The 25,213-nt window shown below is 41.8% G+C and carries 21 protein-coding genes; 12 read left to right on the forward strand and 9 right to left on the reverse strand.

What is annotated here, in order from left to right; all coding sequences use genetic code 11:
* Positions 1–34 precede the first annotated feature (34 nt).
* Positions 35–2,497, reverse strand: coding sequence for a BsuBI/PstI family type II restriction endonuclease (locus GLO7428_RS19640; RefSeq protein ID WP_015190325.1), 2,463 nt, complete (start codon positions 2,495–2,497; stop codon positions 35–37).
* A gap of 916 nt (positions 2,498–3,413) precedes the next feature.
* On the opposite strand from GLO7428_RS19640, the gene GLO7428_RS26210 reads away from it, so the two are divergent.
* Together GLO7428_RS26210 and GLO7428_RS19650 are read left to right on the forward strand one after the other, a co-directional pair.
* A complete protein-coding gene (locus GLO7428_RS26210; RefSeq protein WP_196797401.1) occupies positions 3,414–3,770 on the forward strand; it encodes a tyrosine-type recombinase/integrase in 357 nt (118 codons plus the stop codon).
* A gap of 96 nt (positions 3,771–3,866) precedes the next feature.
* Positions 3,867–4,751, forward strand: a complete 885-nt coding sequence (locus GLO7428_RS19650) for a DUF5895 domain-containing protein (protein WP_015190326.1) — start codon at positions 3,867–3,869, stop codon at positions 4,749–4,751.
* A gap of 43 nt (positions 4,752–4,794) precedes the next feature.
* On the opposite strand, the gene GLO7428_RS19655 is transcribed toward GLO7428_RS19650, so the two are convergent.
* The 4 genes from GLO7428_RS19655 to GLO7428_RS19670 all read right to left on the reverse strand — a co-directional run bounded on the left by GLO7428_RS19655 (position 4,795) and on the right by GLO7428_RS19670 (position 8,235).
* Positions 4,795–5,991 (reverse strand): murein transglycosylase A, encoded by a 1,197-nt coding sequence (locus GLO7428_RS19655; RefSeq protein WP_015190327.1) that lies wholly within the window; start codon positions 5,989–5,991, stop codon positions 4,795–4,797.
* Positions 5,992–6,004: 13 nt separating this feature from the next.
* A complete protein-coding gene (locus tag GLO7428_RS19660) occupies positions 6,005–6,256 on the reverse strand; it encodes a hypothetical protein (RefSeq protein ID WP_015190328.1) in 252 nt (83 codons plus the stop codon).
* A gap of 190 nt (positions 6,257–6,446) precedes the next feature.
* A complete protein-coding gene (locus GLO7428_RS19665; protein WP_015190329.1) occupies positions 6,447–7,217 on the reverse strand; it encodes a hypothetical protein in 771 nt (256 codons plus the stop codon).
* A gap of 550 nt (positions 7,218–7,767) precedes the next feature.
* Complete coding sequence (locus tag GLO7428_RS19670; protein ID WP_015190330.1) at positions 7,768–8,235, reverse strand: NADAR family protein; 468 nt, start codon at positions 8,233–8,235, stop codon at positions 7,768–7,770.
* A 131-nt stretch (positions 8,236–8,366) separates the two neighbouring features.
* Here GLO7428_RS19670 and GLO7428_RS19675 point away from each other — a divergent pair, with 131 nt between their 5' ends.
* The 5 genes from GLO7428_RS19675 (at position 8,367) to GLO7428_RS19695 (ending at position 13,009) form a co-directional block, all read left to right on the forward strand.
* The gene (locus GLO7428_RS19675) at positions 8,367–8,864 is read left to right on the forward strand and encodes a DUF2243 domain-containing protein (protein WP_015190331.1); all 498 of its coding nucleotides are present in this window, start codon (positions 8,367–8,369) and stop codon (positions 8,862–8,864) included.
* Between the two features lie 433 nt (positions 8,865–9,297).
* The gene (locus GLO7428_RS19680) at positions 9,298–10,707 is read left to right on the forward strand and encodes an arylsulfatase (RefSeq protein WP_015190332.1); all 1,410 of its coding nucleotides are present in this window, start codon (positions 9,298–9,300) and stop codon (positions 10,705–10,707) included.
* A gap of 19 nt (positions 10,708–10,726) precedes the next feature.
* Complete coding sequence (locus tag GLO7428_RS19685; protein WP_015190333.1) at positions 10,727–10,954, forward strand: hypothetical protein; 228 nt, start codon at positions 10,727–10,729, stop codon at positions 10,952–10,954.
* A gap of 47 nt (positions 10,955–11,001) precedes the next feature.
* Positions 11,002–11,898 carry a sulfotransferase family protein gene (locus tag GLO7428_RS19690; protein ID WP_015190334.1) on the forward strand — a complete coding sequence of 299 codons (897 nt, stop codon included), beginning with the start codon at positions 11,002–11,004 and terminating at the stop codon, positions 11,896–11,898.
* A gap of 139 nt (positions 11,899–12,037) precedes the next feature.
* The gene (locus tag GLO7428_RS19695) at positions 12,038–13,009 is read left to right on the forward strand and encodes a glycosyltransferase (protein ID WP_015190335.1); all 972 of its coding nucleotides are present in this window, start codon (positions 12,038–12,040) and stop codon (positions 13,007–13,009) included.
* A gap of 14 nt (positions 13,010–13,023) precedes the next feature.
* On the opposite strand, the gene GLO7428_RS19700 is transcribed toward GLO7428_RS19695, so the two are convergent.
* Complete coding sequence (locus tag GLO7428_RS19700) at positions 13,024–14,748, reverse strand: ATP-binding protein (RefSeq protein WP_015190336.1); 1,725 nt, start codon at positions 14,746–14,748, stop codon at positions 13,024–13,026.
* 374 nt (positions 14,749–15,122) lie between these two features.
* Positions 15,123–16,106 (reverse strand): cysteine synthase A, encoded by a 984-nt coding sequence (cysK, locus tag GLO7428_RS19705; protein ID WP_015190337.1) that lies wholly within the window; start codon positions 16,104–16,106, stop codon positions 15,123–15,125.
* Positions 16,107–16,455: 349 nt separating this feature from the next.
* Between cysK and cysH the strand changes: the two genes are divergently transcribed.
* Both cysH and GLO7428_RS19715 read left to right on the forward strand, forming a co-directional pair.
* A complete protein-coding gene (cysH, locus tag GLO7428_RS19710; protein WP_015190338.1) occupies positions 16,456–17,184 on the forward strand; it encodes a phosphoadenosine phosphosulfate reductase in 729 nt (242 codons plus the stop codon).
* Between the two features lie 109 nt (positions 17,185–17,293).
* Positions 17,294–18,652, forward strand: a complete 1,359-nt coding sequence (locus tag GLO7428_RS19715; protein WP_015190339.1) for a selenium-binding family protein — start codon at positions 17,294–17,296, stop codon at positions 18,650–18,652.
* Between the two features lie 263 nt (positions 18,653–18,915).
* Here GLO7428_RS19715 and GLO7428_RS19720 read toward each other — a convergent pair whose 3' ends face one another.
* Positions 18,916–21,129, reverse strand: a complete 2,214-nt coding sequence (locus GLO7428_RS19720) for a transketolase (protein ID WP_015190340.1) — start codon at positions 21,127–21,129, stop codon at positions 18,916–18,918.
* Positions 21,130–21,305: 176 nt separating this feature from the next.
* Here GLO7428_RS19720 and GLO7428_RS19725 point away from each other — a divergent pair, with 176 nt between their 5' ends.
* From GLO7428_RS19725 to GLO7428_RS19735, 3 genes are all read left to right on the forward strand, one after another.
* Complete coding sequence (locus tag GLO7428_RS19725; RefSeq protein WP_015190341.1) at positions 21,306–21,791, forward strand: YqhA family protein; 486 nt, start codon at positions 21,306–21,308, stop codon at positions 21,789–21,791.
* A 220-nt stretch (positions 21,792–22,011) separates the two neighbouring features.
* Complete coding sequence (locus GLO7428_RS19730) at positions 22,012–23,379, forward strand: cytochrome P450 (RefSeq protein ID WP_015190342.1); 1,368 nt, start codon at positions 22,012–22,014, stop codon at positions 23,377–23,379.
* A gap of 142 nt (positions 23,380–23,521) precedes the next feature.
* Complete coding sequence (locus GLO7428_RS19735; protein WP_015190343.1) at positions 23,522–24,265, forward strand: DUF2993 domain-containing protein; 744 nt, start codon at positions 23,522–23,524, stop codon at positions 24,263–24,265.
* Positions 24,266–24,359: 94 nt separating this feature from the next.
* Here the strand turns inward: GLO7428_RS19735 and GLO7428_RS19740 are convergent, their stop codons facing one another.
* The gene (locus GLO7428_RS19740) at positions 24,360–25,163 is read right to left on the reverse strand and encodes a Uma2 family endonuclease (RefSeq protein WP_015190344.1); all 804 of its coding nucleotides are present in this window, start codon (positions 25,161–25,163) and stop codon (positions 24,360–24,362) included.
* Positions 25,164–25,213 lie beyond the last annotated feature (50 nt).

Genomic DNA, 25,213 nt, shown 5'->3' on the forward strand with positions numbered 1-25,213 from the left:
ACAACTGGGATCTTTAAGAACGCTTTTGCGAGTTCTAATATGGACCGAGGAATCTCTCTCCATTAAAGTGAATCATATGATCGGGCTGATCGGCTACCCAAACTTCTGTTTCCCAGGAAATTTCAGCAAGATATCGAGTCATTTCCCTACGACTTGGGAAAGCAGTAACAAAGACTAGACCCTTACGACTTGATTGAAAAAGCTGCTTTAGTTCATTGTGGCGTTTCAAGTTAACTGGACCATGACTAGTCACAGCTTCTATGAGGACAAGCCAATCTTGTTGTTTGTGATATATGACAACATCAGGCATCTTTCCATGAGGCTCTAATTCAATCCCCATTTCTCGAAACTTCTGTGTTTCGTTGATTATAAATTTATCGCCAGCATCGCCAATATATAGGACTACACCCCCTGGTGTAAATCTCGGACAAAAGCTTTCCAAGATATCTTTGATTAAGATATTCTGCCCACCTGACGAAAGCTGGATAGCTTGACCATCGGGTAAGCTTATGGGAATCATCGGTATATTTCGATTCCGGTCTTGCAACAAATTGGTTACTGCAATGGCGTAATTTCTACGAGCTTCTTCCCACTGCTCAGAGCCGTAAACTTGAAGAAGTGATAACGCTTGCTGATGAAGTTGGTAACACCACTTAGGGCTATTAATCGGTCGATCCGGTTTGTCTGGATTCTCAACCACTAGTCCCATCTGTACAAATTGATGCATTGTTTGCCGTCGAACAGTTTCGCGTGTATTTGGTGCATATTGTTTGCCGTAATGATCGCGGAACCAATCCATCATCTCTGTAATTCCGCGTCTTGGTGCAGTGGCTTGACTCCAGGGTTTCTCAGGTTGAATATCTGCTAGCGCAAGTAAGCAGAGTGCGGATCTTTCATTCTGCTGCTCTCTGGGAGCAGAGATAGTCTTGAGAATTGCAAGTGCTTCTTCAATTCGTTTCTTTGCTTGAACTGCGGTTGTCGCCTCATTCATGATTGATAGAACTTTATGTACAACTTTATCGATTTCTTCTTGGCTTGAGTCATTGTCACCAATTTGAACTCCTATTTTAATTAAGTCATTTTTGCATGGATATTTAACTCTACGAAGGTCAGTAGCATTAACCTGTGTATGTCCACTAAATTGACGGAAATAGCAATCGAATAAAGTTGAATTAAGAAATGCCGCTAACCCTTTAGCCAGATCAGAAGTCATTCCTCTTCCTTCAGAATGGTAGTAGTTAAGATGGTTTTCTATACCTATAAAGTCCGAATTAGTAGGAGGACATACAGCAGCAACAACACGACGTTTTTCCTCCTTCGACGAAAAGCGTTTGGTCAAAACATACCATCCAGGCTCCATCAACCACTTTTTTGTGTCTTGATTTTTTTCAATTGCAATAGGTTTGCGGGGATTATCAGGAGGAAATACTACTTTCCTTGTTTTTATAGATTCTGGATAAATTAGTGGAACATTTTCATCACTCAGACAGCTTCTCAAAGCTGATTTCAGACGAAAATCGACAACTGGACCTGTCGAAACTTCTAAACCAAGTTGATCCAATGTGCAGGGCATTTGATTCATCTGAACTCTCAAAGAATTCTTGAGAGAATTTGTAACAATATGAATAAACTGTTCGGAATCATTCGGTTCAATGACTTCGTCATAAGGAGCATATCTTGATTCTGAAATTTCATCTAATGCAACCTCAGAATTACTGGTTATTTTTACAGTGGTAGGCTTATATTTAGATTTTATTGCATGAAAAATAACATTTTCCTGTAATATCTCATCTTCTGAGAAGGTTGCTGCTCTACTCTCAAATATATGAATTTTCTCTAATTTCATATATTCTAAGAAGGCTTGTCGGAAAGGACGAAAATATGTACCATTGCAAAAACTTCTAGGCGTAATTGCAACCATTTCGCCATCATCTATAAGTTGCAAGGTAGCAAGCCAAACAAATGCACTGTAGAGATTTACAGTATCAATCCCAATACTTGAAAGAACTTTCCTTTCTGCTGATTGGCTGTGAATCTTCTTATAAGGTGGATTAAGGATCGCATGAGTAAAGCCTGAAAATACCTTCTTAAAGAGTGGCAAATTCATTTCACTACAAGCTTTTATAAAATTCTCCTCCCGCAAGCAATAATCTGCCTGAACTCCTTTGCTGCTCAAAGCGTCACAGCATTCTGTGAGAGTTTGATTTAACGAGGGCAAGAAGACTGGTTCGATCTCATATGCTGTAATGCTGCAACTACTGACCTGATCAGGGTTTGCCAATAACCGCTCTACTACAGCAGCAGTTAAAGTCCCAATTCCAGCACCAGGATCTAGAAGGTGAATGTGACCAGACAGGTTGTTGAATTGTCCTGCCATAAAACGCGCAACGGTTGCAGGCGTCAAGAACTGACCTAACTCACTACGCTGTTTCAAGTTCAATCTTGAGGAGTAGTAGACTCTAGCAATATCAGCAGAATCAGTAAGGAACGTTGCCATGTGGTCATTTAGTAGCAGTTATGAATGAATACCACAGAACTGCTTCCTAGTACACCTAACTATTTATTAGACGGAAACTTTCTGCATATCCACCCTATATGGGAGAAATTAGAGAATTTTTCTGTAAATCTACTGTGTATAATGATATCAAGAATCTTTCGGTATATTCGTTGGCAATATCCAGACTTTTTCTGGATATCATACCAAATAAGTTTAACTCCAAGATTTTTTGGATATCATTTCATAAAAAAAATCTAAAAAACTGCTTGAACAGGTTAGTAACGTTATTTATTTTAAACATTATTCTTCTTAAAGCCTGAAAAATTTATATTAATTGGGTTAAACGCTACATCATATTTCATAACAAACAGCGTTTAAAAGAAGAATTAAAGGAACCTTAACTCATTTAACTGTAGAGAAAAATGTAAATCTTTCTACTTAGAATCAAGCTTTTAATACATTTTTATTTTTGTATTAAGAAGATTTCAAGCAAGAGCTATATTTACAAGTTTATGTAGTACGCTTAAAAAGAAGGCGCTTATTATATCAATAGCGCTAAATAAAGAAAATTTGACTAGCATTAATAATTTATTGAGTGATTATCAGTTTATCATTAAATCGCTCTATAGTACTGGTTGCAAGAAACGTCATGTTTGCAATTGCGTGTCAAAGAGCTTAATTTTGCTCAAAAAATTGATTGTTAGAAGACGCTAAAGGTAAGGAACTTCGAGTCTCGATGTTACTTACAAGTGTTGTAGAAGAGTTGCAATTTCATTTAGAAATCGTCAAGCATCTTCATCAGTAGGATTTGGAGAAAGGATACGGTTCGGTTTGTTTACCTTCTGCATTGAAGAGAAAATATAAAAACGCTAATTGAGAATGGATGTAGCAGTTTGGGTTTTCTTCAGATAGAATCTTGCAAGCCATTCGCAGTGAAATGATTCGCCGTCATCATCTCGATAAAAGTGGTTTGCAGAAGGCTTTAAAGCAAGCAGTTAAAATAGCAGATATCGATAAATGGGTAAGTTGCCATATGTTTCGTCATAGTTTCGCAACTCACTTGCTACAAGATGACTATGACATTCACACACTACAGGAATTGCTAGGACATCAGGATGTCAAAACTACGATGATTTATACTCATGTCTTGAATCGTGCTGATAGAGGTGTAAGAAGTCCTTTTGCTCTGCGATTTTGGGTGTATAAAAGAATCGAAGACTTTTGCATGTATATTGCATCGAGTGATCTGCTTGCTGCTAGGCAAGTTTCTTGAGCTAATAACCGTATTTCTACGGTACTCATTGTTGCTGAACCTGGGAAGACTAAACGACAAGTAACTCCTTGTCAACCTTATTTATAGGAAATTGCAATGGTTTCAGCTGTAACGCATACTCCCAGTTTTGATTTTGATGATGACAAATTTAAAGCACCTGCTTCTGAGGTATTGCCTTGGTGTCAAATGATTAACCCGCAATGGGGTGAAAATGGATTAAAGCCTTATGGATTGGCGATTACGCAAGAAAACGCAAAACTTGTTGGTTTTACACCTGATGAGAATTGGCAGCAAGTAGAATATACTTTTGGTTCGGGCGAAATTGTTGAGTTGTTAATGACAAATACTCCGCGAATATTAGTCCTACATCGCGGACCTGTTTGTATCAAAGACCGCACAACAAATACAACTTTGGGTCGTCTGATAGATCATTACGAAACTTTTACCAACGAAAAACCAAAATTTAAAACGTTTACACGTTATCTCGTTTTCTTAGTAGGAAAAAATCAAAAGCTGCTGCATCATTCTCCATTGCGCTTGACATTAAGCGGTGCGGCTGGGGCAAGTTTTAGTACAGCGTTTCGTACTTCAAAAAATGGCCAAGTCACGAGTGGGTTTACGTTAGAACTAGAAAAAGCTTATGCTGCTTTTCGTCATCAATCATTTACAGCTAAAAGTGGACTGTTTCACGCTCACGGCGTTTTTTGCCCTATCATTACCTCGGAGGAAAGAGGAACAGCACCTAATAAAGCTTTAGTGGCTGTTACAGTAGACTACGAGCATCCAACAGCGGAAAACTTAGTAGAGTACTTGATTCCGACAAATTCAGAAGAATCTGCTGTTATTTGTCAGACGTTTGAAACTTATCAAGATTTTGGTAAAGAACAACCAAAATTAGAAGCTGCTAGTACTCCTGAAGTTGAGGAAATTGCTGATAGCGATCGCTTTGATGAATATGATTTTGATGCTGCGCCTTATTAAGTAAATAGCGAGGGGACAAGTAAAATGTCCCCACCACTTGAGTTTATTTCAGTAACAAATAATACAAGTGTCCACGATGACCAGTCACTCCAGCGCGATCGCCTGCTAGTTTACCTGTTCCCATGAAATAATCTACTCGCCCTGGTCCTTTAATTGCACCACCGGTATCTTGATCTAAGACGTAGCGGCTCACAAGGCGATATTCCATGCTACCTGTAAAATCGTTAGGAAACGGTAGTTGCGTATGAATCAATGCTAAAGCACCAGGCGGCATCAGCGATTTATCTGTTGCGATCGAACGATCTGCGGTGACGGGTACTCCCAAAGATCCAACGGCTGGCGCACCTCCTGTTTCTCGGAAGAACACAAAGCCACGATTACGCGGTAAATAGTTATTGAGTTCTATCGGGTACTGCATAAAGTAGTTAATCATCACTGGCAAAGTTAAACCCGCTAACGGTAATTTGCCGTCTTTAGCTAATTCTTTACCAATGCTGGTGTAAGGGTAGTCTGTCTTGCCTGCAAACCCGATCGAAATCATTTTTCCATCAGCGAGTTGCAGCCGTGCTGAACCTTGAATTTGGGCTAAAAATGCTTCTAGGCGATCGCGTAACCAAACTATTTCTAACCCCTTGAGTCTACTTTTGTCGCCCAACAAACCATCTTTACCTTCAAGTTCTTGGCGAGTGGGGTGCGGTTTGCGCCAAGATTTGAAATTTGGCGGTAGTCGATACAACGGATAACGAAATTCTGCGGTGGGAACGCGGCTGGCTTGATAAATCGGTTCATAGTAAGCCGTGTAAAGAACATCGCCTTTGCCGTCTCGTCCTGTAGACTGGTAAAACATGAACTCACGCGATACCGCAGCTTGCAGTTCTTCGGGTGAATTTGAACGCACAACTAATTGCCGAAAACGCTCTAAACTACGTTGAACGCGATCGCGGGTAATTCCCGTTCCTCGATAGCGTCGATACGCGGCTGTCGCTGCTGGAGATTTAATATAACGTAAACTATGATCGATTGATGTTAGTAATGCGTGTTTATCTCCAGGTTGACCGCTTTGACCCCAAAAAATTTGCTCATCTAACCCTAATATTTCAGTTTGACAACAATCAGTATTTTGCTTTTGGACGCGTTGAGCATCAGAAACAGGTCGCAATGGTATCCGCGCCACCGCTGGTACTGTCGTCAAGATAGCAGCGGCTAAACTTAGGGTCATTAAAGCCGTTTTTTTTCTCATCGTTCACTCCACACTAAAATCGTTCCACACTAGAGCTAAATATCGGCTCCACCCGAATTGCTACAATCCTCGATGGACGCACCACAAGGTACTCTCCTTGAATATTTTTGATCGGTACGCTAATAAAGTCATTAGAAGCTGCCTTTGGTGTTAATTCACTGCTGTACCACTTCTGAAATTCTTGGATTGTCGGAAAACGCACTTCTTCTCTGTGTCCGCCCTCGATGAGAAGATGTACCACGTATTCGTTAGGAGTTCTCGGCATACAAATAACGTTAATTTACGAATGCATCGCATTCATTTCTAACTGACTCAACTCGAAATTGAGAAGAGGCGGTAGAAAGGGGTCAGGGGTCAGGGTTAAAATAGGCTACCACAATTTAGCTAAGAACTAGGAGTAAAACGCTAGTCAAAGCTCAATTAGACTTTAGCCTCTACCTTCTCAGCAAACCAAATTACGTAAATAAGTTGAATCGCTGAAGTTGTGTTTCCATGACTTGAGGCAGTATTGTACCAAGTTCTTTGCTGTTATTGAATTGCAATAATTGGTAATTAGGTAAATCAAAGGGAAGTTGTCCAGCTAAATCTTTTCGCTGCATCTGTGCGAGAACAATTTGTTCGGTTCGCTTGCTTTGGATCGCATAGCCAATTTCAACACAGACATTCGGGCTAGGAATAAGCTGCGCCTTTTCTTTGCTTTCAATACTTGTAATCGGTGTACTATCGGCAATAAATAATAAACTTTTACGAATCTTTCGCATCGCGGTGCTATTTAAGCGTACAGAGCTATCACCAGAGCGTTGTGATTCAATTAAAGACAATTCGATCCGCGATCGCTTATTTAAGGTAGCGATCGCTTTTTGTAATTCTTCTCTTAAAGCTTCACTAGAAGCTGCATACTCGGTTTGATAACAAAAAAAGATTGTTGGTTCTAACGACGCCATGACCGTCTGCTTTGTGAAATAAATTTCATGGCTACTCAGGTCAATATTCGCGATTGTATAACCACCGCTACCTTCAATGTAAAATTCAACGTTCTCTCCTTGTAAGTAACGCTGAAACCATGTCGATTGTTTAACTTGCTCGCGATCTTCTAAAAAATCTGCCCTAAGCGCAGATTTTAATAAACTGTTTTTGCTGAGGCGCAGATCGTGAGGACGTTTTTCTAATTCTTCAAGCGGTTCATATTCGTGAATATACCAAGCTTTTAGAGCAATAATCGCCATACCGTGCGCTGTTTATGCTGACTTCATGTTCATTACTCTTAAAATTCTACTCTAAAGCAAAACAACACCCAAAACTCTACTAGCTAAGACACTCCCTCTTATAAAATTAGCTTCCCAGGGTTGTATCCATTAGAATACATCGCCCCCAATTGCCAGCTTGAGGAAATATTAGCATTCGACTTGGGTGTCGTTTTTTGTTTGACGAGACAGATGATAGTTAAACAGCGCTTTTACCTCTTATACTAGTTTGTTTTCTTCTTAGGCTGTTGTATCTGCCAGGGAAGCTTTAGAAGCTTCAATTACTAAGTTAAACACTTAGCTATCAAGATGCAAGCGGATGCAATCAAACTTTACTTTATCTACTTCTAAAACAATGGATAACTAAGCAGGTGAAGGACAAGTAGCAGACCATTGTTTACTGATGAAATAGACGAATTCAAAAAGTAATAACTCAGCCAATATAAAGTTATATAAACAGTTGGACTCTCATAGTTAAACTCAAAAAACGATAGCAAACAGCGATCGCTTCTCAAAAATAAAGACAATTTCGTTAGCAGTAGTTGTTTGCAGTATATACTGTACGGATTTGTTCGCGCACACTCATGAGAACTTGTCCTAGATGGTTCTGACCTGTTTTATCTACACCGCAACCCCAGTAATAATCGGTAGGTGAATTTTCCACAAGCAGCGTGTCGCCGGTAGCAAGTAAAATTGCTTGAATGTCTTTGTGGGTGAGAAATTTTTGTAATACAGCTTCGCGCATGACAGAAATTTTGACTTGTTCCCAGTCAGGGCGCACTTGGCGCGTACAGTCACGTCCTAACGCTGCGGCTTCCTCTGGCGTTTTTACGGCGTGAATGACAGGAATAATTGCGGCTTCTGCGGTTCCCACAAACTTTTGTGCTTGATAGTAGTGTTCGACGGTTTGCCAGTGCTTACCTTGTAAAAAAACTCCATGAGGTGAAAAATTGGAGAAACAGCCGTAAGGCTCATTCACTTTATAAAAGTAAATCGTCATCTTCCGCAAATCTCTGACACGCCAAGTTCTATCATGCCTGTAGATAGAGCAAGCACTGAAATTTCTCATTTAAATTAAATGGCAGCAAGTACTGCAAGGTAGTCGCTGTTGTCACAAGGTGAGGTTTCCGTATGGAGGTGAATAACGAGAAGACGCAACGCTACAGCCCATTAGTGGCTGCTGGTGTTTTTCTCGGTCTAGGTTTAGGAGGGTTCTTCGATGGCATTTTACTGCACCAAATCCTCCAGTGGCATCATATGTTAAGTAGCGTTCGACCTGCTACAACTGTTCCAGAATTAGAGCTAAATATGGTTGGGGATGGTTTATTCGAGGCAGGTACATGGGTTATGACGATTGTCGGAGTTATTTTACTCTGGCGCGCAGGTAAGCGTGAAGATGTCCCTTGGTCGTCTCGTACTTTTTTTGGCTCCATTCTTGTCGGTGCAGGACTATTTAATTTAATAGAAGGATTGATTGACCATCAGATTCTTGGCATTCACCACGTAAAACCAGGTGTAAACGAGTTGCTTTGGGATATCGGCTTTCTCGTTGTTGGGGCAACTCTCGCAATCGTGGGATGGTTGTTAATTCGCGCTGATCAGCTTTCTGGCGATCGCCAATTCTCTTAGTTCGCCATCTGAGGGAAAGTATAAACGTCGTTGCACTTCATAAGTTGGCATCGCGACGCCATAAGTTTTTTGCGATCGCCAACGGACGTATTTCTCAACCTTTACATAATCTCCAGTTTATCGATCAACTTACCGTATTTTGTTTTTTTAGTTTATTCTACTTCTAATTGAATCCTAATTCATTTACATTACAAAATCACAAATTCCAGATATTATTTAGATTTTTTAGATTGATTGAGCCTGTAACGCAATCCCTGCAATGTTTTTGTTAAGACAGTTTGGTTACTTCATGGCTTTTGCATAGACAAATTGATCTCAGCAAACTTACCAATTTCCCTGCTTGCTTTTCTAAATTTGCTGTGCGATACTGCTGTTTACTAGCAAATAACGGTAAGCCTACCGAATTACCGTAGATTAAATATAGGGTGGATGCATGAGTAAGCTAGCTGTCGAAAATGTGGTTACAAGCCAGCACACCAAGAAACATCAAGATCTAGAAGATAAGACTCCACACGCTCAAAAACGCTTGCCAAACATCATTTTGTTTCTTGCAGACGACCTAGGGTATGGCGATCTTGGGTGTTATGGACAGAAGCAAATAAAAACACCTCATCTCGATCAGATGGCAAGCGAGGGAATGCGGTTTACCAATTTTTATTCTGGCAGTACAGTTTGCGCGCCTTCGCGCTGCACGCTGATGACGGGCTATCATACAGGTCATTGCCGGATACGTGGGAACAACGGTGCAGATGACATTTCGCTACACGCCGAAGACATTACTGTAGCGCAGGTTCTTAAAGCCGCAGGATACACAACTGCAATGTTTGGTAAATGGGGTCTAGGAGGACCTGATTCCCCAGGAGAACCGCATCTTCAAGGTTTTGATGAATGGTTTGGCTACCTAAATCACGTCCACGCGCATGACTACTACCCTAGCTATCTGTGGCGAAATCAGCAGCGAGTTGCGATCGCTCCAGGTACATACTCACATAATCTCTTTACTCAAGCAGCGCTGGATTTCATTAAAGCTAAGCAAGACGAGCCATTTTTTCTCTATTTACCCTACACTATCCCTCACGCCAATAATGAGTTAGGCAGCGAGGGAATGCAAGTACCAAGTGATGCTCCCTATTCTGACGAACCTTGGCCACAACAGCAAAAAAATTACGCGGCGATGATTTCGCTTTTAGACGCAGACGTAGGCAAGATTTTGGCATTGTTAGCCGAACTTGGTTTAGAAGAAGACACGATAGTTTTCTTTAGTAGCGATAATGGACCGCATGAAGAAGGCGGCGCAACCGCAGAATTTTTTGACAGCAATGGACCACTCAACGGTATCAAGCGCGACCTCTATGATGGTGGTGTTCGCGTACCGATGATTGTGCGTTGGACGGGAACAATTCAGCCAAAACAAGAAAATCATCAGCCTTATGCGCTTTGGGACTTCTTACCTACAGCGGCTGAGATTGCGGGAGTTAGCGCACCTAGAGGAATTGATGGTGTATCAATACTACCTGCACTACTAGGTCAACCCGCAAACAAGCATAACTTTCTCTATTGGGAATTTCACGAACGAGGATTTGAGCAAGCAATTCGCATGGGTAAATGGAAAGCTGTACGTCATGGTCTTGACCAACCCATTGAATTGTATGACTTGGACAAAGACATCAGCGAACAGTACAACGTAGCAAATGAACACTTTGACGTTGTGCAAAAAATTGCAGCTATCTTGCAGAGTAAGAAACTACGAACAGAATCTCCAGAATTTCCTGTGTTTTCTAAGCTTTATCCACCGCACCTTTCTCTCGCAAAACTTAATTTGCCTGATAAGTTGTCTGCATAACTAAGCAAGAACGCAAACGATGATTATTACCTTTTTTGTTTATTTATTAGCCTTCAGCTACCTTTTTTCTGGTTTAATTGCCTGGCTAGCGCTTGTCAGAGATATAACGCGTAGTCCAGAGTTCTCCTGCTGGCACAATATTTTGATTTTATTTGTGAGTGCGATCGTGATATTTGCTTGGCCCATTTGGGTAATCATTGAGGCAAAAAAACAAGATAGTGAAGAAATCGCACCAGAAGTCGCATAAGTTCATTCACTTTGTTTGAGTTGCAATTCTGATCTTCTAATGAAACTATGCAAACTAAGAGCAATTCAGTATTAATTCTCACCGGAATGCATCGTTCTGGGACGTCTTTTACAACATCGCTGCTACAAAATGCAGGGTTAGATATTGGGCAAAGACTGATAGCAGCTGGCAATGGAAATGTTAAGGGCTTTTTTGAAAATGTAGACTTTGTGAGATTTCATGAAGCAGTTCTGCGATCGCAAAATTTAGATGAGATCGGTTGGACTCTAGAAGATAATATTCCTGTTAAAGAGCCATATTTACAGCAAGCTCAAGAAATTGTTTGCAGAAATTCTCAAGCAACGATTTGGGGGTGGAAAGACCCACGAACAGCGCTATTTTTAGATTTTTGGGCTGAATTGCTTCCAGAGGCTAAGTTTTTGTTCATCTATCGTTCACCTTGGGAAGTTGTCGATTCCCTCTATCGTCGTGGTGATGAAATATTTGTCAAACATCCAGAATTAGCAGTCAAACTTTGGATACATTACAACCAGAAACTATTAAATTTTATTGACAAATTTCCAGATCAGTGCTTACTGGTTAGCGTTTACAGCATAGTTAATCACACAGCAAAGTTTATTGAGCTTATCAATGCTAAATTTGACTTAAATTTAAAAACACCTGCATCCAATATTTATGAGCGATCGCTACTTTACACGCAAACAACTGATATTTATCGACCTACATTAATTGCTTATCATTTTCCACAAGCAATTAACATATATTTAAAATTGAATAGCAAAGAAAGCTTGCCAGGTCACTCGCCTGATGAATCATTACTTGAACAGATAAAAACAGCGCCTGATCAAACTTGGGCTTTTCAAGATTGGATACACATTCGGCACTTAGAAAAAAAAGTCAAAAGCCTTCGTTCGGAACTGAAAAAGCGTGTAAAAGTCATTTAGTTTTTTATATTTTTTGACTTAAGAGTTATACATAATACTTTTGAGTTAAGAGTATGCATTAATGTCTACTTTGGTTTTCGCTTGTTAATTTTTAATAATATAACTAACTAATAAAAAAACAGTTTATTATCTTTATCAAATGACGCACCAAAAGATATTTTATTTCTGTTTTAGCGACAATCAATCATCTGGAGGTAACAAAGAAATATACAAACATACTGAAATTCTTAACAGGCATGGTTATGAGGCATACATACTGCATACAACCAAAAACTTTAAGATTACTTGGTTTCATCATCATGCAAATATTGTTTACTTAGATACTTTTAATAAATTAATTGATCGAAAAAATGATTTTACAGTTTTACCAGAAGATGTAGGCAATGATATTCTTTCTTTTCCTGGAAACAAAATAATTTTCAACCAAAATATCTATTACGGATTTCATATATTTAATAAGCAAAAACCGCAACCATATCCGTATCTTCATCCTCAAGTAAAAGGCGCTTTAGTCGTTTCGGAACATAACAAAAACTATCTAAGGTTTGCCTATCCTCATCTTGATATTTTCCGAGTTTTCTGCGGAGTAGACATTAATAAATTTAGATTTCAACCACTAAAGAAAAAGAAAAAACAGATAGCTTGTAATCCGGCGAAAAGACCATTAGATATTGCTGTAATTTACCATATCTTACAATCTCGTGCTGAACAAGGAATCAATAACTTGAACGAATATGAATGGATATTTATTGAAAATAAGACCGAAGTAGAAGTTGCGCAGATTTTGCAGGAATCGCTGATATTTGTTTTTTTAAGTAAAGAAGAAGGCTTTCCACTGATGCCTTTAGAGGCGATGGCTTGCGGTTGTTTAATTTTCGCTTACAACGTCGCACCTCTAACCGAGTATGTACCTCCTACCTTTTTATTTGAGCCTGGAGATTTTCTAAATATTGCGAAAACTATTGAGGCGATCGCCCAATCCTTTCCAGTAGCCATCGAAAGCTGGGAAACGATTAGCGAAAGTGGTAGAGATACAGTATTGCAATATTCATTAGAACTAGAAGAACAAAGCGTAGCGAAAGCATGGCAAGAAATTTTGCAAAAAGGCTAATAGATAGCTAAGTGCTACCAATTATTACTGTATTTTGTGAGTTCAGCAACAACAGCAACTAAATCATACGGTTCGATTGGTTTTGGAAGATGCTTTTGAAAACCGGCTGCAAGCGCTTGTTGTCGATCTCGATCGCTGGCGTACGCAGTGAGGGCGATCGCGGGAATCTGTCCGCCTTTTTCTGGCGACAGGTTGCGAATTTGCCGCATCAGCGTATAACCATCAATTTGAGGTAGCCCAATATCAATGACAAGTAAATCTGGTTGAAAACGAGGTAGAGTGTTAAGTGCATCAACTGCGGTACTCGCCCGCGTCACTTTAGCGCGATACTGTTCAAGAACAAACGTTACAAACTCCTGCGTACCCGCGTCGTCTTCTACTACTAAAACTTTGGTATGACTTAAATCTAAGTCGGGTTTCGGCTGTTCAGTGTTTGCGGGTGACTTTTGCGGAGTTGTTATTAGCGGTAATTTAAGAATAAAAGTTGCGCCTTGTCCTACACCAGGACTTTGAACTGCGATCGTTCCGCCGTGCGCTTCAATAATTTGTCGCGAGATCGCAAGTCCTAATCCTAAGCCGCCAAAGCGGCGTGTAATTGAACTATCTTCTTGACGGAAACGGTCAAATACATAAGGTAGAAAATCAGGCTGAATACCTTGTCCATTGTCGCTGATCGTAACTTGCGCGCAGCGCTCTACACGTTCAAGTTCCACCGCGATCAAACCGCTTTCAGGTGTGAACTTAATAGCATTAGAAAGCAAGTTCCAGATGACTTGTTGTAATCTACTTGCATCACCCATCACTTGTCCAACTGTCGCGTTTAGCGTTGTTTTAATTTGAATTGACTTAGCTTCGGCTGCAAGACGCACGGTTTCTAATGCTTCTGAGATCGGAGTCACCAAGCTAACAGCGGTTAAATTAAGCGTTAGCTTACCTTGGATAATCCGTGATATGTCTAGCAGATCGTCAACAAGTTGCGCTTGACGTTTGGCGTGTTGCTCAATACTAACTAATGCTTCTTGCAGCTTATCTTCTGGTAATTTATTTGATTGTAAAAGTTTTGACCACCCAAGAATTGGTGTTAGTGGGGTTCTCAGTTCGTGCGAGAGTGTCGCTAAAAATTCATCTTTAACTCGGTTTGCGGCTTCGGCTTCAGTTCGCATCGCTTGTTCGCGTTGTAGCAGGCGATCGCGTTCTTGTTCCATGTGTTTACGGGTGGTGATATCGCGCTGAATCGCTATAAAATGCGTAATTGAGTGATTAATATTACGAATGGGGGTAATATTCCACTCCACAAAAAATTCTGTGCCGTCTTTATGATAATTAATTGCCTCGCCGTGAAATGGTATACCCTCTAAAAGATGTTTGCGTAAGTCTTTAAGGACTTTACGATTCGTATTGGCACCTTGGAGCAAACGAGGTGTTTTGCCTAACACTTCCTCAATGGCATAACCCGTCATCTGGCTAAAGGCTGGATTCACATAAACAATTTCCGGTCCTGGAGGATCGAGTTTTTCGGTTGTGATCAGAATCGAATCGCGCGATTGCTGTACTGCTGAGAGTAGCAACCGAATTGTTTCTTCTGTCACTTGTAGTTCTCGTAAAGCCGTACTTAATTGCTCTAAAGCTGTCGTTATCTGACTTTGCTGTGGTGAGGGCAATAAGTTAGCATTCTGTTGCAGTTCAGTCATGTGCGCATACACATCTTGAATCTGCTTAATAAACTCGTCTCCGTTCACTGGAATGGTATCTTGATTTACGTTTATCTATTGTGAACTATTGTAAACAAGATTACTAAATTCCAGTGTTAGCACTTCGAGAGATTTTGGTTATGAGGTGATTGGTAACTGGTAATTGGTCATTGGTTATTGTATGGCAATTAGCCATTCGCTATTAGCTGTTATAGCAGGGGTCAGTGACCAGGGGAGCAGAGAGTGTTGAGTTCTGAAAAGTCTTCTAATAAATGCCTTTGGCACCTTTCTTCGCGAACAAAACTCACGTACTAACCAAAGCGCCACTAATCACTTGTCATTCATCAATTGACTAGGGCTATATTTGATTGCTAAACGCTAATTACCAAGTGCTAAAAGCTTCCCGATTACTGATTACCAAATTAGCCTCTGTTTTCGGCGCCAATTCCCGCTAAAGCAGGAGTTTCTGTGAGATCTTCGCGAAACATTGCTGTACTCAAGTAGCGTTCGCCAAAACTCGGTTGAATCATGACGATCAATTTCCCAGCATTTTCGGGACGTTTTGCAACTCGAATCGCCGCAGCTAAAGCCGCGCCGGAGGAAATACCTGATAGCAATCCTTCTTCGCGTGCTAAACGACGACCATAATCCATCGCATCATCATCTTTGACCGTGATAATCTCATCAATCAAGTCGGTGCGTAAAATTTCTGGGACGAATCCTGCACCAATTCCTTGGATTTTATGTCCTCCTGGATTACCGCCAGAAAGAACTGGGCTAGCAATAGGTTCTACCGCGATCGCCTGAAAACTCGGTTTACGTGCTTTGATGACTTCAGCGACTCCGGTAAGTGTACCGCCTGTGCCAACACCAGAAATCAAAATATCCACTTCACCATCAGTATCTGTCCAAATTTCTTCAGCGGTTGTCTCGCGATGAATTTTCGGATTTGCGGAATTGCGAAACTGCTGTGGCATAAATGAATGAGGCGTTTTTGCCGCAATTTCTTCCGCACGGGCGATCGCACCTCGCATCCCTTGTGCGCCTGATGTTAAAATCAATTCCACACCATAAGCTTTGAGCATCGTTTGCCGTTCAATGCTCATCGTATCCGGCATTGTCACAATTAATCGATAGCCTTTCGCCGCTGCGACCATTGCCAAAGCAATACCTGTGTTACCCGAAGTCGGCTCTACTAATACAGTTTTTCCAGGTTCAATTAAACCCGCTTCCTCGGCAGCTGCTACCATACTGACACCGATACGGTCTTTGACAGAAGCTGCGGGATTCATTCCTTCTAGTTTAACGACGATTCGTCCTACACATCCTTCTGATTGCGGAATGCGATTGAGTTGTACTAAAGGTGTTCGACCGACTAACTGAGTAATATCTTGAGCAATTCGCATCGTTTTACAGGCTCTACTAGCCACAGCTTAACAGGTAGTTTTATTATACTCCGGTTCTCCGATGGAGTTTTAGTATTTTAAGGCTTGCTTTGGATTTCTTTATATGTCATACTTTGAGTTGCTCAAGAGATAAAAATACGATATTCCTACCAAGATACAGTAGATTAAAATAGGAGAGGATACCCAGAATCAGCAAAAAACTTTGTCAGAGTGAACAAGGAGTGGCACTAAGCGATTGCGTGCCATCACATAGCTGAAAAAGCTTGAACTTGTAACGATGTGACAGAAGCGCAAGTAGCTGTTGGGTGTACTTTCACCGCAAGAGACAACGATCAAAAAAAGCTAACTTATGCTCGTTCAAGATGTCGCAGTAGATACAACACAAAGTTTTGATTTAAACGAACTAAATCAGCGCTTTGCCGAGGTTCATCCAATTAATATACTAGGGTGGTGCCTAGAAAATTTGCGCCCTGGTTTAGTTCAAAGTAGTGCTTTTAACGTTAATGGTATGGCAATTATGCATATGCTGTACCAAATCGCGCCGAATCCTCCGGTACCAGTTTTATTTCTGGATACGCTACACCATTTTCCAGAAACTTTGGAGCTTGTGCGCGACGCCCAAAAGCTTTATGAGTTAGATTTGCACGTGTATCGAGTTCCTGATGCAGATTCGCGGGAAAGCTTTGCGGCGCGCTACGGAGAATCGCTGTGGGAAAAAGATTTTGAGAAATACCATTACTTAACGAAAGTTGAGCCACTACAGCGGGGCTTACGCGAGTTAGATGCGACGGCGTGGATTACCGGAAGACGCCGCGATCAATCGTCAACGCGATCGCATACTCCGATTTTTGAACAAGACAAACACGGGCGACTTAAAATTAACCCCTTAGCAAGTTGGACGCGCCAAGATGTGTGGAAGTATGTCATGAGACATAACGTGCTTTACAATCCACTACACGATCAGGGCTATCCAAGTATTGGCGACGAACCAACAACAACACCAGTAAATGCGGGTGAAGACGAACGCGCAGGACGTTGGCGAGGTATGGGGAAAACAGAATGTGGTATTCATTTGTAAACTTACTCTGGCACAATGCCATCTAAACTGGAATTATAGAGGTCAGGAGTCAGAGGTCGGAGATCGGGGACTTTGATTCGAGAATCTTACTGCTTTTGGTGTAAGAAAAATGAGCAATCACAATCATGCTTGTTGTGGACCAGGTTACGCGTCGCCAGCAGATGCAATTCAAGCTGAACGCGAAAAGCTACTTTATACGATCGCCCTCTACACAGGAACAGGAATCGAAGAACCTGATTACTTAGCCACGATCGATGTTGACCCTAACTCTCCGACCTATTCGCAAGTGATTCATCGCTTACCGATGCCGTATATTGGTGATGAATTGCATCATTTTGGTTGGAATGCTTGCAGTTCGTGTCATGGCGATGCGAGTAAATCGCGGCGCTTTTTGGTGGTTCCTGGTCAAAGATCGAGTCGAATTTATATTATTGATGTCGCCGAGGCGCGATCGCCCAAAATCCACAAAGTTATTGAACCTGAAGAAATTATTCAAAAGACGAATTTAACCGCACCGCATACGGTACATTGTCTTGCGGATAGTCATGTGATGATTTCGATGTTAGGCGACAGCGAAGGTAATGCGCCTGGTGGTTTTTTATTACTCAACGCGGATTTTGAAATTGCGGGGCGTTGGGAACTCTCCTCAGGAATGAACTTTAACTATGACTTTTGGTATCAACCGCGTCATAACGTCATGGTGAGCAGCGAGTGGGGCGCGCCGAAAACGTATTACCCTGGCTTTGACCTTGATGATGTCACCGCTGGAAACTACGGTCATCACCTGCACTTTTGGGATTGGTCGCAGCATAAAATTATCCAAAGTGTAGATTTAGGCACAGAAGGGTTAATTCCGTTAGAAGTTCGGTTTCATCACGATCCTGATAGTACGCATGGTTTTGTCGGTGCAGCACTCAGTAGTAATGTATGGCATTGGCACAAACCAAACGGACATTGGCAAGTCGAGAAAGTGATTGATGTTCCATCGGTTGATGTCGAAGGTTGGGCAATTCCTGTACCGTCGCTGATTACAGATATTTTACTTTCAATGAGCGATCGCTATTTGTATTTTTCCAACTGGTTGCATGGTGACATTCGCCAGTACGACATTAGCGATCCATCGCAGCCTAAGCTAACAGGACAAGTTTGGTGCGGTGGCTTGCTAGGTAAAGGTGGTGAAGTGCAAGGACGTAAACTTCAAGGCGGACCGCAAATGCTGCAATTAAGTCTTGACGGTAAGCGGCTTTATGTCACCAACTCGCTATTTAGCACTTGGGACAATCAATTTTACCCAGACTTGGCAAAAAGTGGTTCGTATATGTTGCAAATTGACTGCGACACCGAAAACGGCGGTCTAAAAATCAATGAAGACTTTTATGTAGACTTTGGCAAAGAACCCGCAGGACCCGCACGCGCGCACGAGATGCGCTACCCTGGCGGCGATTGTACTTCGGATATTTGGATTTAGAAAGTGCGATCGCGGTGTGACTCAAACCTACAGATCAATAAATAGCCTTCTGACTGAAGTCAGGGCTACCCAAACGAAGTGTACCTTCGTACACTAAAACAAGACTTTTAACAGGGTAACGTATGCCTTGCCCGTATAGTCCACGAAGGTGGACTTTGTTTATGTAGTAGCGAATAAATTCGCAATTCTTTTCATGCAGAAGATCTATAGATTTGCCCCAAAGTGAATTAAGAGTCCCCCAATTTGTTGGGGGATTTAGGGCGCTAACTCACTAATTCCATCGCACGTTTCACTAAATTTTCTGCGGTTAAACCATTCAACGCCATCAATTGGGCGGGGCTAGCGGTTGTTTCTCCGCGTTTCCAAGCAAACGTATCGCGTTTGGCGGTACTGCGTAGCATGATTGGTTCTAGCATTCCACTCGCACCCGCTGTTACCCCAATTAAAGCATCGCCACCGAATAACTTTTCAAATTCCGCATCATCAAGGAAATCGCCATCAGGTTCAGCGCAGCTATCCCATGCAACATCACTTGGACGATACAAGCGACGAGGATTAACAACCGATACAACCCTGACGCCGACTTCTTGAACAGCAAGCGCCGACGCAGCTTCTAACACTGGTAGCAATACCATGTCACCAACAACAGCAAAGACAACGGTTTTACTTCCAGAGGCTTCTTGCAGTGCGATCGCGCCATCTTCTATTGCTTTTCTTCCTTGTTCAAATGTGGTGCGAATTGGTAAGGGTGACTTACTCGCAGTGATAACAATACCTTTGTTTTTCGTTGTCAACGCCCACTCGTAGGCGACTTGAATAGAGTTAGCATCTGGGGGAAAGATCGGAAAGACATTACCATTGCGCATCATCGCGGCAAAATAGGCTTCCACTTCTGGACGTTGGTGCGTCCAACCGTTACGCCCTTGTTCTAATGCGCCAGCCGTAAATAAAGTCACTGTCGATGGCGTTGGACGGCGTAATTCTGCCATCGCTTGCGTCACAGTTTGCCAAATTGGTAAACCATTGATTGCAAAAGATTCGTAGGAACACCACAACGTACGGCTACCCATAAGTGCAGAACCTGCGGCTAAACCTGCGCAAGCATCTTCACTGAGTGGTTCGTAAACTTGTCCGCCAGGTTTTTGATTGTACAGCGGATCTTCGGTCGGGTGAATGATTTTTAAGGCTTGGTTGATATTGGCAATTCCTGAAGCTTCATTTCCATCCGCATTCGTCACCAAGAAGTTGCGATCGCATTCACCAACTCTTCCCACCAATCGTCCCATCGCGGTTGTGGCAACTTTTGGATCGCCACCTACAGCGTATTCTTCTAAGGGTAAATCTTCGATTTCTGGTAATTCTAAAACCGATTCGGTCACTGCAACACGACTCGCAGGACCACCCCCTGCACGTTCAAAGTTAGTACGTACCAATTGCCAAGCTTCTGGGGCTAAAGCACGGGCTTGCAGCGCATTGACAATATCTGGATTATCTAGCGTGTGCATTGCATAGAGGTTGTGCGATTTTGCGCCTCTTGCGTGGACTCCAGCACCTTTTAATTGTTTGATAATGAGTACTGTACGCGTTCCACTTAATGCCGATTTGGCGGCTTCGTCGGCGGCGATGAGGACTGCCTTGGTAAACGCTAGGCGTTGCTTGAAAGAAAACGCGGTACTATCGACGTAGTTTCCTGGTTGGTCTTGGTCGTCAAAGTCTTTGGCATCGACTAACACAACTTCCTCAAAGCCGTTACCGTGCCAATAAGCCATCATCTGCTCGTTGGATTGCGTAGAAACCATACTATGATGCTCTTGGCTAAAACCATTCCACACCAGCACGGGTAAAAAGTTCGTCATTCCTGGATAAGCGGTGTGAAAATGCGCCATACTACTCACAATGTAAGGCTCGCCTAATCCACCGTCACCAATTGTCACAGGAAACAGCTTGTCACGGTGCAAGCGCGCAGCTGCCATTGCGAAGTGTTGTCCTTGTCCTAACGGACCTGCGGGTGAGAGAATTCCTGGAATGTAACCGGATAAGTGTCCGAGTAAGCCGTGATGTTCGCGAAAGCGATCGCGCAGTTGTTGTACCGTATTGATTCCCATGTCTTCGAGGGATCGATCGAGAAACATCGCACTGTAAAATCCTGGGGCGTGATGCCCAACTTCAGTGAGAATGTTTTTGTGCCCCAGCATGACTAATGCGGCATACGCTTCAACTTGGCTGGCAAATCCGCCTGGATGTCCTGAAGCTTTGCTTGCCGTAATTTGTAATGTTAGATAACGTAGTGCATCAGCAGCAAGTAGCGTTTGGAAAACTACCGCTGGATCTTCAGGGTCGCTAATCGACGTACTACCAGAGGCGATCGCGGCTTGTTTGCCATAAGTGTCAAATTCGGGCAGCATTTCTCCAAAATACTGAATTCCTTCGCAGAAATCTGGAGTTGCTAACTTTGCCGCTTGCGTCGATGCCGTCATGCTCAATTTCCTCTGCAATTACAGTACTGTTGTTGATGTGACTTAACTAACAATTTTACAATTTCCCTATTCCCGAAATTATTACTTCTACTTCTTACATAAATCAATTCTGGCAATCTAATCTGGGAAAATTGTTACACTTCTGTCGTTTGCATAGCACAATATTCTAAACATTTATGATGCGTCGCCTACTATCTTCCTCAAAATATATTATGATTTTGCCTGCTTTGTCTAATGTCATAGCAGCATTAGTCTTAATGATTTATAGTACTATACAAACCTTTGTTGCTGTTATTAGTTTACTCCAGCGTAGTTTTACTGGTGGTTTATCTAAAAGTGTTGTTTTTGATGCTGCTATCAGTTTTTTAGAAATAGCCGATATTGTCCTTTTGGCAACTGTAATTTTAGTGATTGGTCTTGGTTTATACGAACTTTTTATTAGTCAGCTTAATTTGCCAAGCTGGTTATTAATTCGCAATCTTGACGATCTTAAAGATAAGCTTATTAGTACTGTAGTTGCTGTTATATCTATTTTGTTTCTTGGGGCAGTTGTTAATAATATTCCTAACTTATTGCCATTCGGTGCATCAGTAGCATTGGTCATTGTTGCTTTAGCAATTTTTACTAATTGGGTACCTAGTTGGAAGAAAAATTCACAGTAATAAGAAAAATGATTAATAGGCGTAGCCTTCCCGCAAGGTAGCACGCAAAGTACACAAAGGAAAGAGTTTTTAAGATATTTGAGAAATATTTAAATAAATGGTTTATATAAATATACAATATAAACATATAAAAGCAATAAATACTGACTTGACTGCATTTATGCAGTCGTTGCACGGCGGAGTACCGACGACTAAAATATAGGAAAAAAATAAAGTTAATATGCGAGTGAATTTCAAAACACAAACTCCTGCATTGTTACAAACTTTACAATTAATTTCTGAGCCAACAAAGTTTTTAGAAAGTTGTATGCAGCGGTATGGAGATCCATTTACTGTTAGAGTGCTTGGGTTAAAGTCTCCACCAGTTGTATTTTTTAGTAGTCCGCAAGCTATTAAGGAAATCTTTGCTTTACCTGGCGATCAGTTTGATTTTAAAAAGGCTACGCATGTTTTTAAGCCGTTGATGGGAGAGAAATCAATTATTTTACAAGAGGGTCGTAGCCATCAACGCCAGAAGCAATTCATGATGCCACCGTTTCATGGCGATCGCATGAAAGCTTATGGTGAAATTATCGCGCAAATTACTAACCATGTCATTGACCAATGGTCTGTAGGAAAAATCATTTCGCTCCAGCACGAAATGTCAGATATTACTTTGCAGATTATTTTACAAGTTGTCTTTGGAATTAGTCCAGGAACGCGCTATGACAAAATTAAAACGTTACTTGGTTCGCTATTAGATGATGTCACGAAGCCTTTGTTCTCTAGTTTGTTTTTCTTTCCACCCCTGCAAAATGATTTGGGTGCATGGAGTCCTTGGGGAAAATTCTTAAGACGCCGACAAGCAATTGATGAGTTAATTTACAGTGAAATTGCACAGCGTAGAAAAGAAGATGATGCTACGCGTAGCGATATCCTTTCAATGTTAATAGCCGCACGCGATGAAAACGGTCAACCGCTGACTGATATAGAGTTACGCGATCAACTAGTTTCACTTCTGTTATTAGGATATGAAACCACCGCAGCAGCTTTGAGTTGGGCATTTTATTTAATTCACTCTTCGCCACAAGTTTTGGCGAAATTACTACAAGAATTAGCCACATCTTCAGTGAATCCTGAAGATATTGCTGCTTTACCCTATTTAACCGCAATTTGTCAAGAGACGCTGAGAATTTATCCTATTGGTTTAATTTGTACACCGCGAATGGTTAGAGATTCAGCACAAATTGTAGGCGACACGTTTGATGCGGGAACCATTGTTGTTCCTTGCATTTATTTAGCACATCGTCGCCCAGAAACTTATCCTCAACCTGAAGAATTTTTACCGGAAAGATTTTTAGCGCGGAAGTTTTCGCCTTATGAATATTTACCTTTTGGTGGTGGAATTCGTGGCTGTATTGGGGTAGCGTTTTCGATGTATGAAATGAAACTTGTACTAGCGACAATTTTATCGCGCTTTCACTTAGCTTTAGCTGATTCGCGTCCAGCGCGTCCAGTGCGTCGTGGAATTACCATCGTTCCCTCGGTGAGTGGAATGAACATGATAGTCAAAGCACAACAACCTGCGAAAGTACCAGTAAAAATGTAGTGTTTTCTACCAAAGTGTTTATTCCGTAATATAGATTTCCGTTGCTGCTGCAACTTCTACAGTAACAGTTAGAAGACTTATGAATTTGAGTTTGTACAACGCAAGCTTTGAATGAGTAGCATCAGAGGAAATCGCAAATATCATGTTGGATGACACACGGTTAGAAGAACAGGCTATCAGTAAAGCAGCAGAAATTGGACTTTCTAGCCAAATCGAGCAAGCTGAGGCAATTAATGTCGAGGTTAAAACTGATCTGTGGAAGATTTTACAAGGACAAGCAGATTCCGTTGCGATCGCTGGTGAAGGTGTTGTACTGCAAAAAGATATCCGCGTTCAGCACATGGAATTGTCTACGGATAAAATTGACATCAATCCTTTCAGTGCTTTACTCGGACAAGTTGAACTCAATCAGCCGGTACAAGCTAACGCCCGTCTTGTCATGTTCCAAGAAGATCTCAACCGCGCGCTGAATAGCGATTACATTCTTCACCAAGCACAATTTGATTTGGATGTCGATGGGGAAAAGGTCAACTTGGAAATGCAGCAAATGCACCTCGCGCTACCAGGTAACAACAAAATGGTGTTTGATGGTAAAGCTGTGCTGCAAGAAAAAGGTACAACCCGTCAAATCGCATTTCATGCAACAGCGCGTCCGCGCACTCAAACTGAACCCGTCATGCTAGAAGGATTTACTTGTACTGAAGGTGATGGCATTTCTTTAGAATTTACCGCTGCGTTGATGCAGAAAGTCAAGGAAATGGTTAATTCAGCTTATATCAATTTAGATACGATGGCGCTGCGTGTGAGCAACATGGAAGTGCAACAAGGCAGTATTTTACTTCAAGCTCAAGCTTTAGTTCGCGAACTTCCGACGATGGAACAATAACATTATTTGGGACTTCGCGCGTACACTCTTTTAACCACGCTAGTTAAAGATGGCGATCGCCTGACCAAACACAACTTGGCATGACTTCTAAATTCTAAGACTTCTCGGTTAGAGTATCGTCATCTGGGTTAATGCCCAAAGACCTCAACCGCTGTGCTAGTCGTTCCGCGCGTTGGCGTTCTTGTTCCGCGCGTTGGCGTTCTTGTTCCGCGCGTTGGCGTTCTTGTTCTGCTTCAGTTGAAATCCAATTTCCTTTGCGATCGTACCAACGCAGCCACAGGCGATTAACTCCTGCATATTCGCCTTGCCATAAACCTAAACCGAGTGTTATGTCTGGCATCCAAACTTTAGATTCGGTAAGAGCGAGTTCTTGATAATGTCCTCCCTGTAAGCGAAAAACTTGTAAACGCCCAGTGTATCGACTGAAAACCACATAGTAGGGAATTCGTAAAATCTGTTCGTAAACCTGCCATTTTGTTGGCGGTTGGTTATCCTTTTGCTCTGTTCTTCCCAAATCTTCAGCTTCTGTATTGGGTGAAAGTAACTCAACAACCACAAATGGACTGACTCCCTCTTGCCAAATCACGTAGCTAAGACGCAAGTCTCGACCTTCGTAGAGTTTTGACACGCCGACTACACCGAACCAGTCTGGACGCTTGTAGCGGTTTGGATAGCGAACGTCGTAATAAAGATTCATGTCACTAGCACTAAACACCTGCTCAGGTGAATAGGCGGGAGGCTGAAACGTTATTCGTAATAATTCAGGTTGAAGGTCATGAAACTCATCCGGCAAGCCTGGTTCCTCTGGATCTTCGCTGGGTAGATCATACATTGTGGGTAGCGTTTCTTTAGCAGGACGTGGTGGATCAGTCTGCTCAATGTATCTAGCAAAAGACATAACAACTTTTATGATGTAGAAAAGCGTCTTACAGATTATGTTAAGTCAGT

The sequence above is a fragment of the Gloeocapsa sp. PCC 7428 genome (assembly GCF_000317555.1).
Classification (GTDB): Bacteria; Cyanobacteriota; Cyanobacteriia; order Cyanobacteriales; family Chroococcidiopsidaceae; genus Chroogloeocystis.

Bases quoted from the DNA above. Each gene is read 5' to 3' on its own strand.
- GLO7428_RS19730 (WP_015190342.1), top strand. From the start codon at position 22,012: ATGCGAGTGAATTTCAAAACACAAACTCCTGCATTGTTACAAACTTTA.
- GLO7428_RS19685 (WP_015190333.1), top strand. From the start codon at position 10,727: ATGATTATTACCTTTTTTGTTTATTTATTAGCCTTCAGCTACCTTTTT.
- cysK (WP_015190337.1), bottom strand. From the start codon at position 16,106: ATGCGAATTGCTCAAGATATTACTCAGTTAGTCGGTCGAACACCTTTA.
- GLO7428_RS19680 (WP_015190332.1), top strand. From the start codon at position 9,298: ATGAGTAAGCTAGCTGTCGAAAATGTGGTTACAAGCCAGCACACCAAG.
- GLO7428_RS19715 (WP_015190339.1), top strand. From the start codon at position 17,294: ATGAGCAATCACAATCATGCTTGTTGTGGACCAGGTTACGCGTCGCCA.
- GLO7428_RS19735 (WP_015190343.1), top strand. From the start codon at position 23,522: ATGTTGGATGACACACGGTTAGAAGAACAGGCTATCAGTAAAGCAGCA.
- GLO7428_RS19690 (WP_015190334.1), top strand. From the start codon at position 11,002: ATGCAAACTAAGAGCAATTCAGTATTAATTCTCACCGGAATGCATCGT.
- GLO7428_RS19650 (WP_015190326.1), top strand. From the start codon at position 3,867: ATGGTTTCAGCTGTAACGCATACTCCCAGTTTTGATTTTGATGATGAC.
- GLO7428_RS19665 (WP_015190329.1), bottom strand. From the start codon at position 7,217: ATGGCGATTATTGCTCTAAAAGCTTGGTATATTCACGAATATGAACCG.
- cysH (WP_015190338.1), top strand. From the start codon at position 16,456: ATGCTCGTTCAAGATGTCGCAGTAGATACAACACAAAGTTTTGATTTA.
- GLO7428_RS19655 (WP_015190327.1), bottom strand. From the start codon at position 5,991: ATGAGAAAAAAAACGGCTTTAATGACCCTAAGTTTAGCCGCTGCTATC.
- GLO7428_RS19720 (WP_015190340.1), bottom strand. From the start codon at position 21,129: ATGACGGCATCGACGCAAGCGGCAAAGTTAGCAACTCCAGATTTCTGC.
- GLO7428_RS19670 (WP_015190330.1), bottom strand. From the start codon at position 8,235: ATGACGATTTACTTTTATAAAGTGAATGAGCCTTACGGCTGTTTCTCC.
- GLO7428_RS19640 (WP_015190325.1), bottom strand. From the start codon at position 2,497: ATGGCAACGTTCCTTACTGATTCTGCTGATATTGCTAGAGTCTACTAC.
- GLO7428_RS19725 (WP_015190341.1), top strand. From the start codon at position 21,306: ATGATGCGTCGCCTACTATCTTCCTCAAAATATATTATGATTTTGCCT.
- GLO7428_RS19740 (WP_015190344.1), bottom strand. From the start codon at position 25,163: ATGTCTTTTGCTAGATACATTGAGCAGACTGATCCACCACGTCCTGCT.
- GLO7428_RS19660 (WP_015190328.1), bottom strand. From the start codon at position 6,256: ATGCCGAGAACTCCTAACGAATACGTGGTACATCTTCTCATCGAGGGC.
- GLO7428_RS19695 (WP_015190335.1), top strand. From the start codon at position 12,038: ATGACGCACCAAAAGATATTTTATTTCTGTTTTAGCGACAATCAATCA.
- GLO7428_RS19675 (WP_015190331.1), top strand. From the start codon at position 8,367: ATGGAGGTGAATAACGAGAAGACGCAACGCTACAGCCCATTAGTGGCT.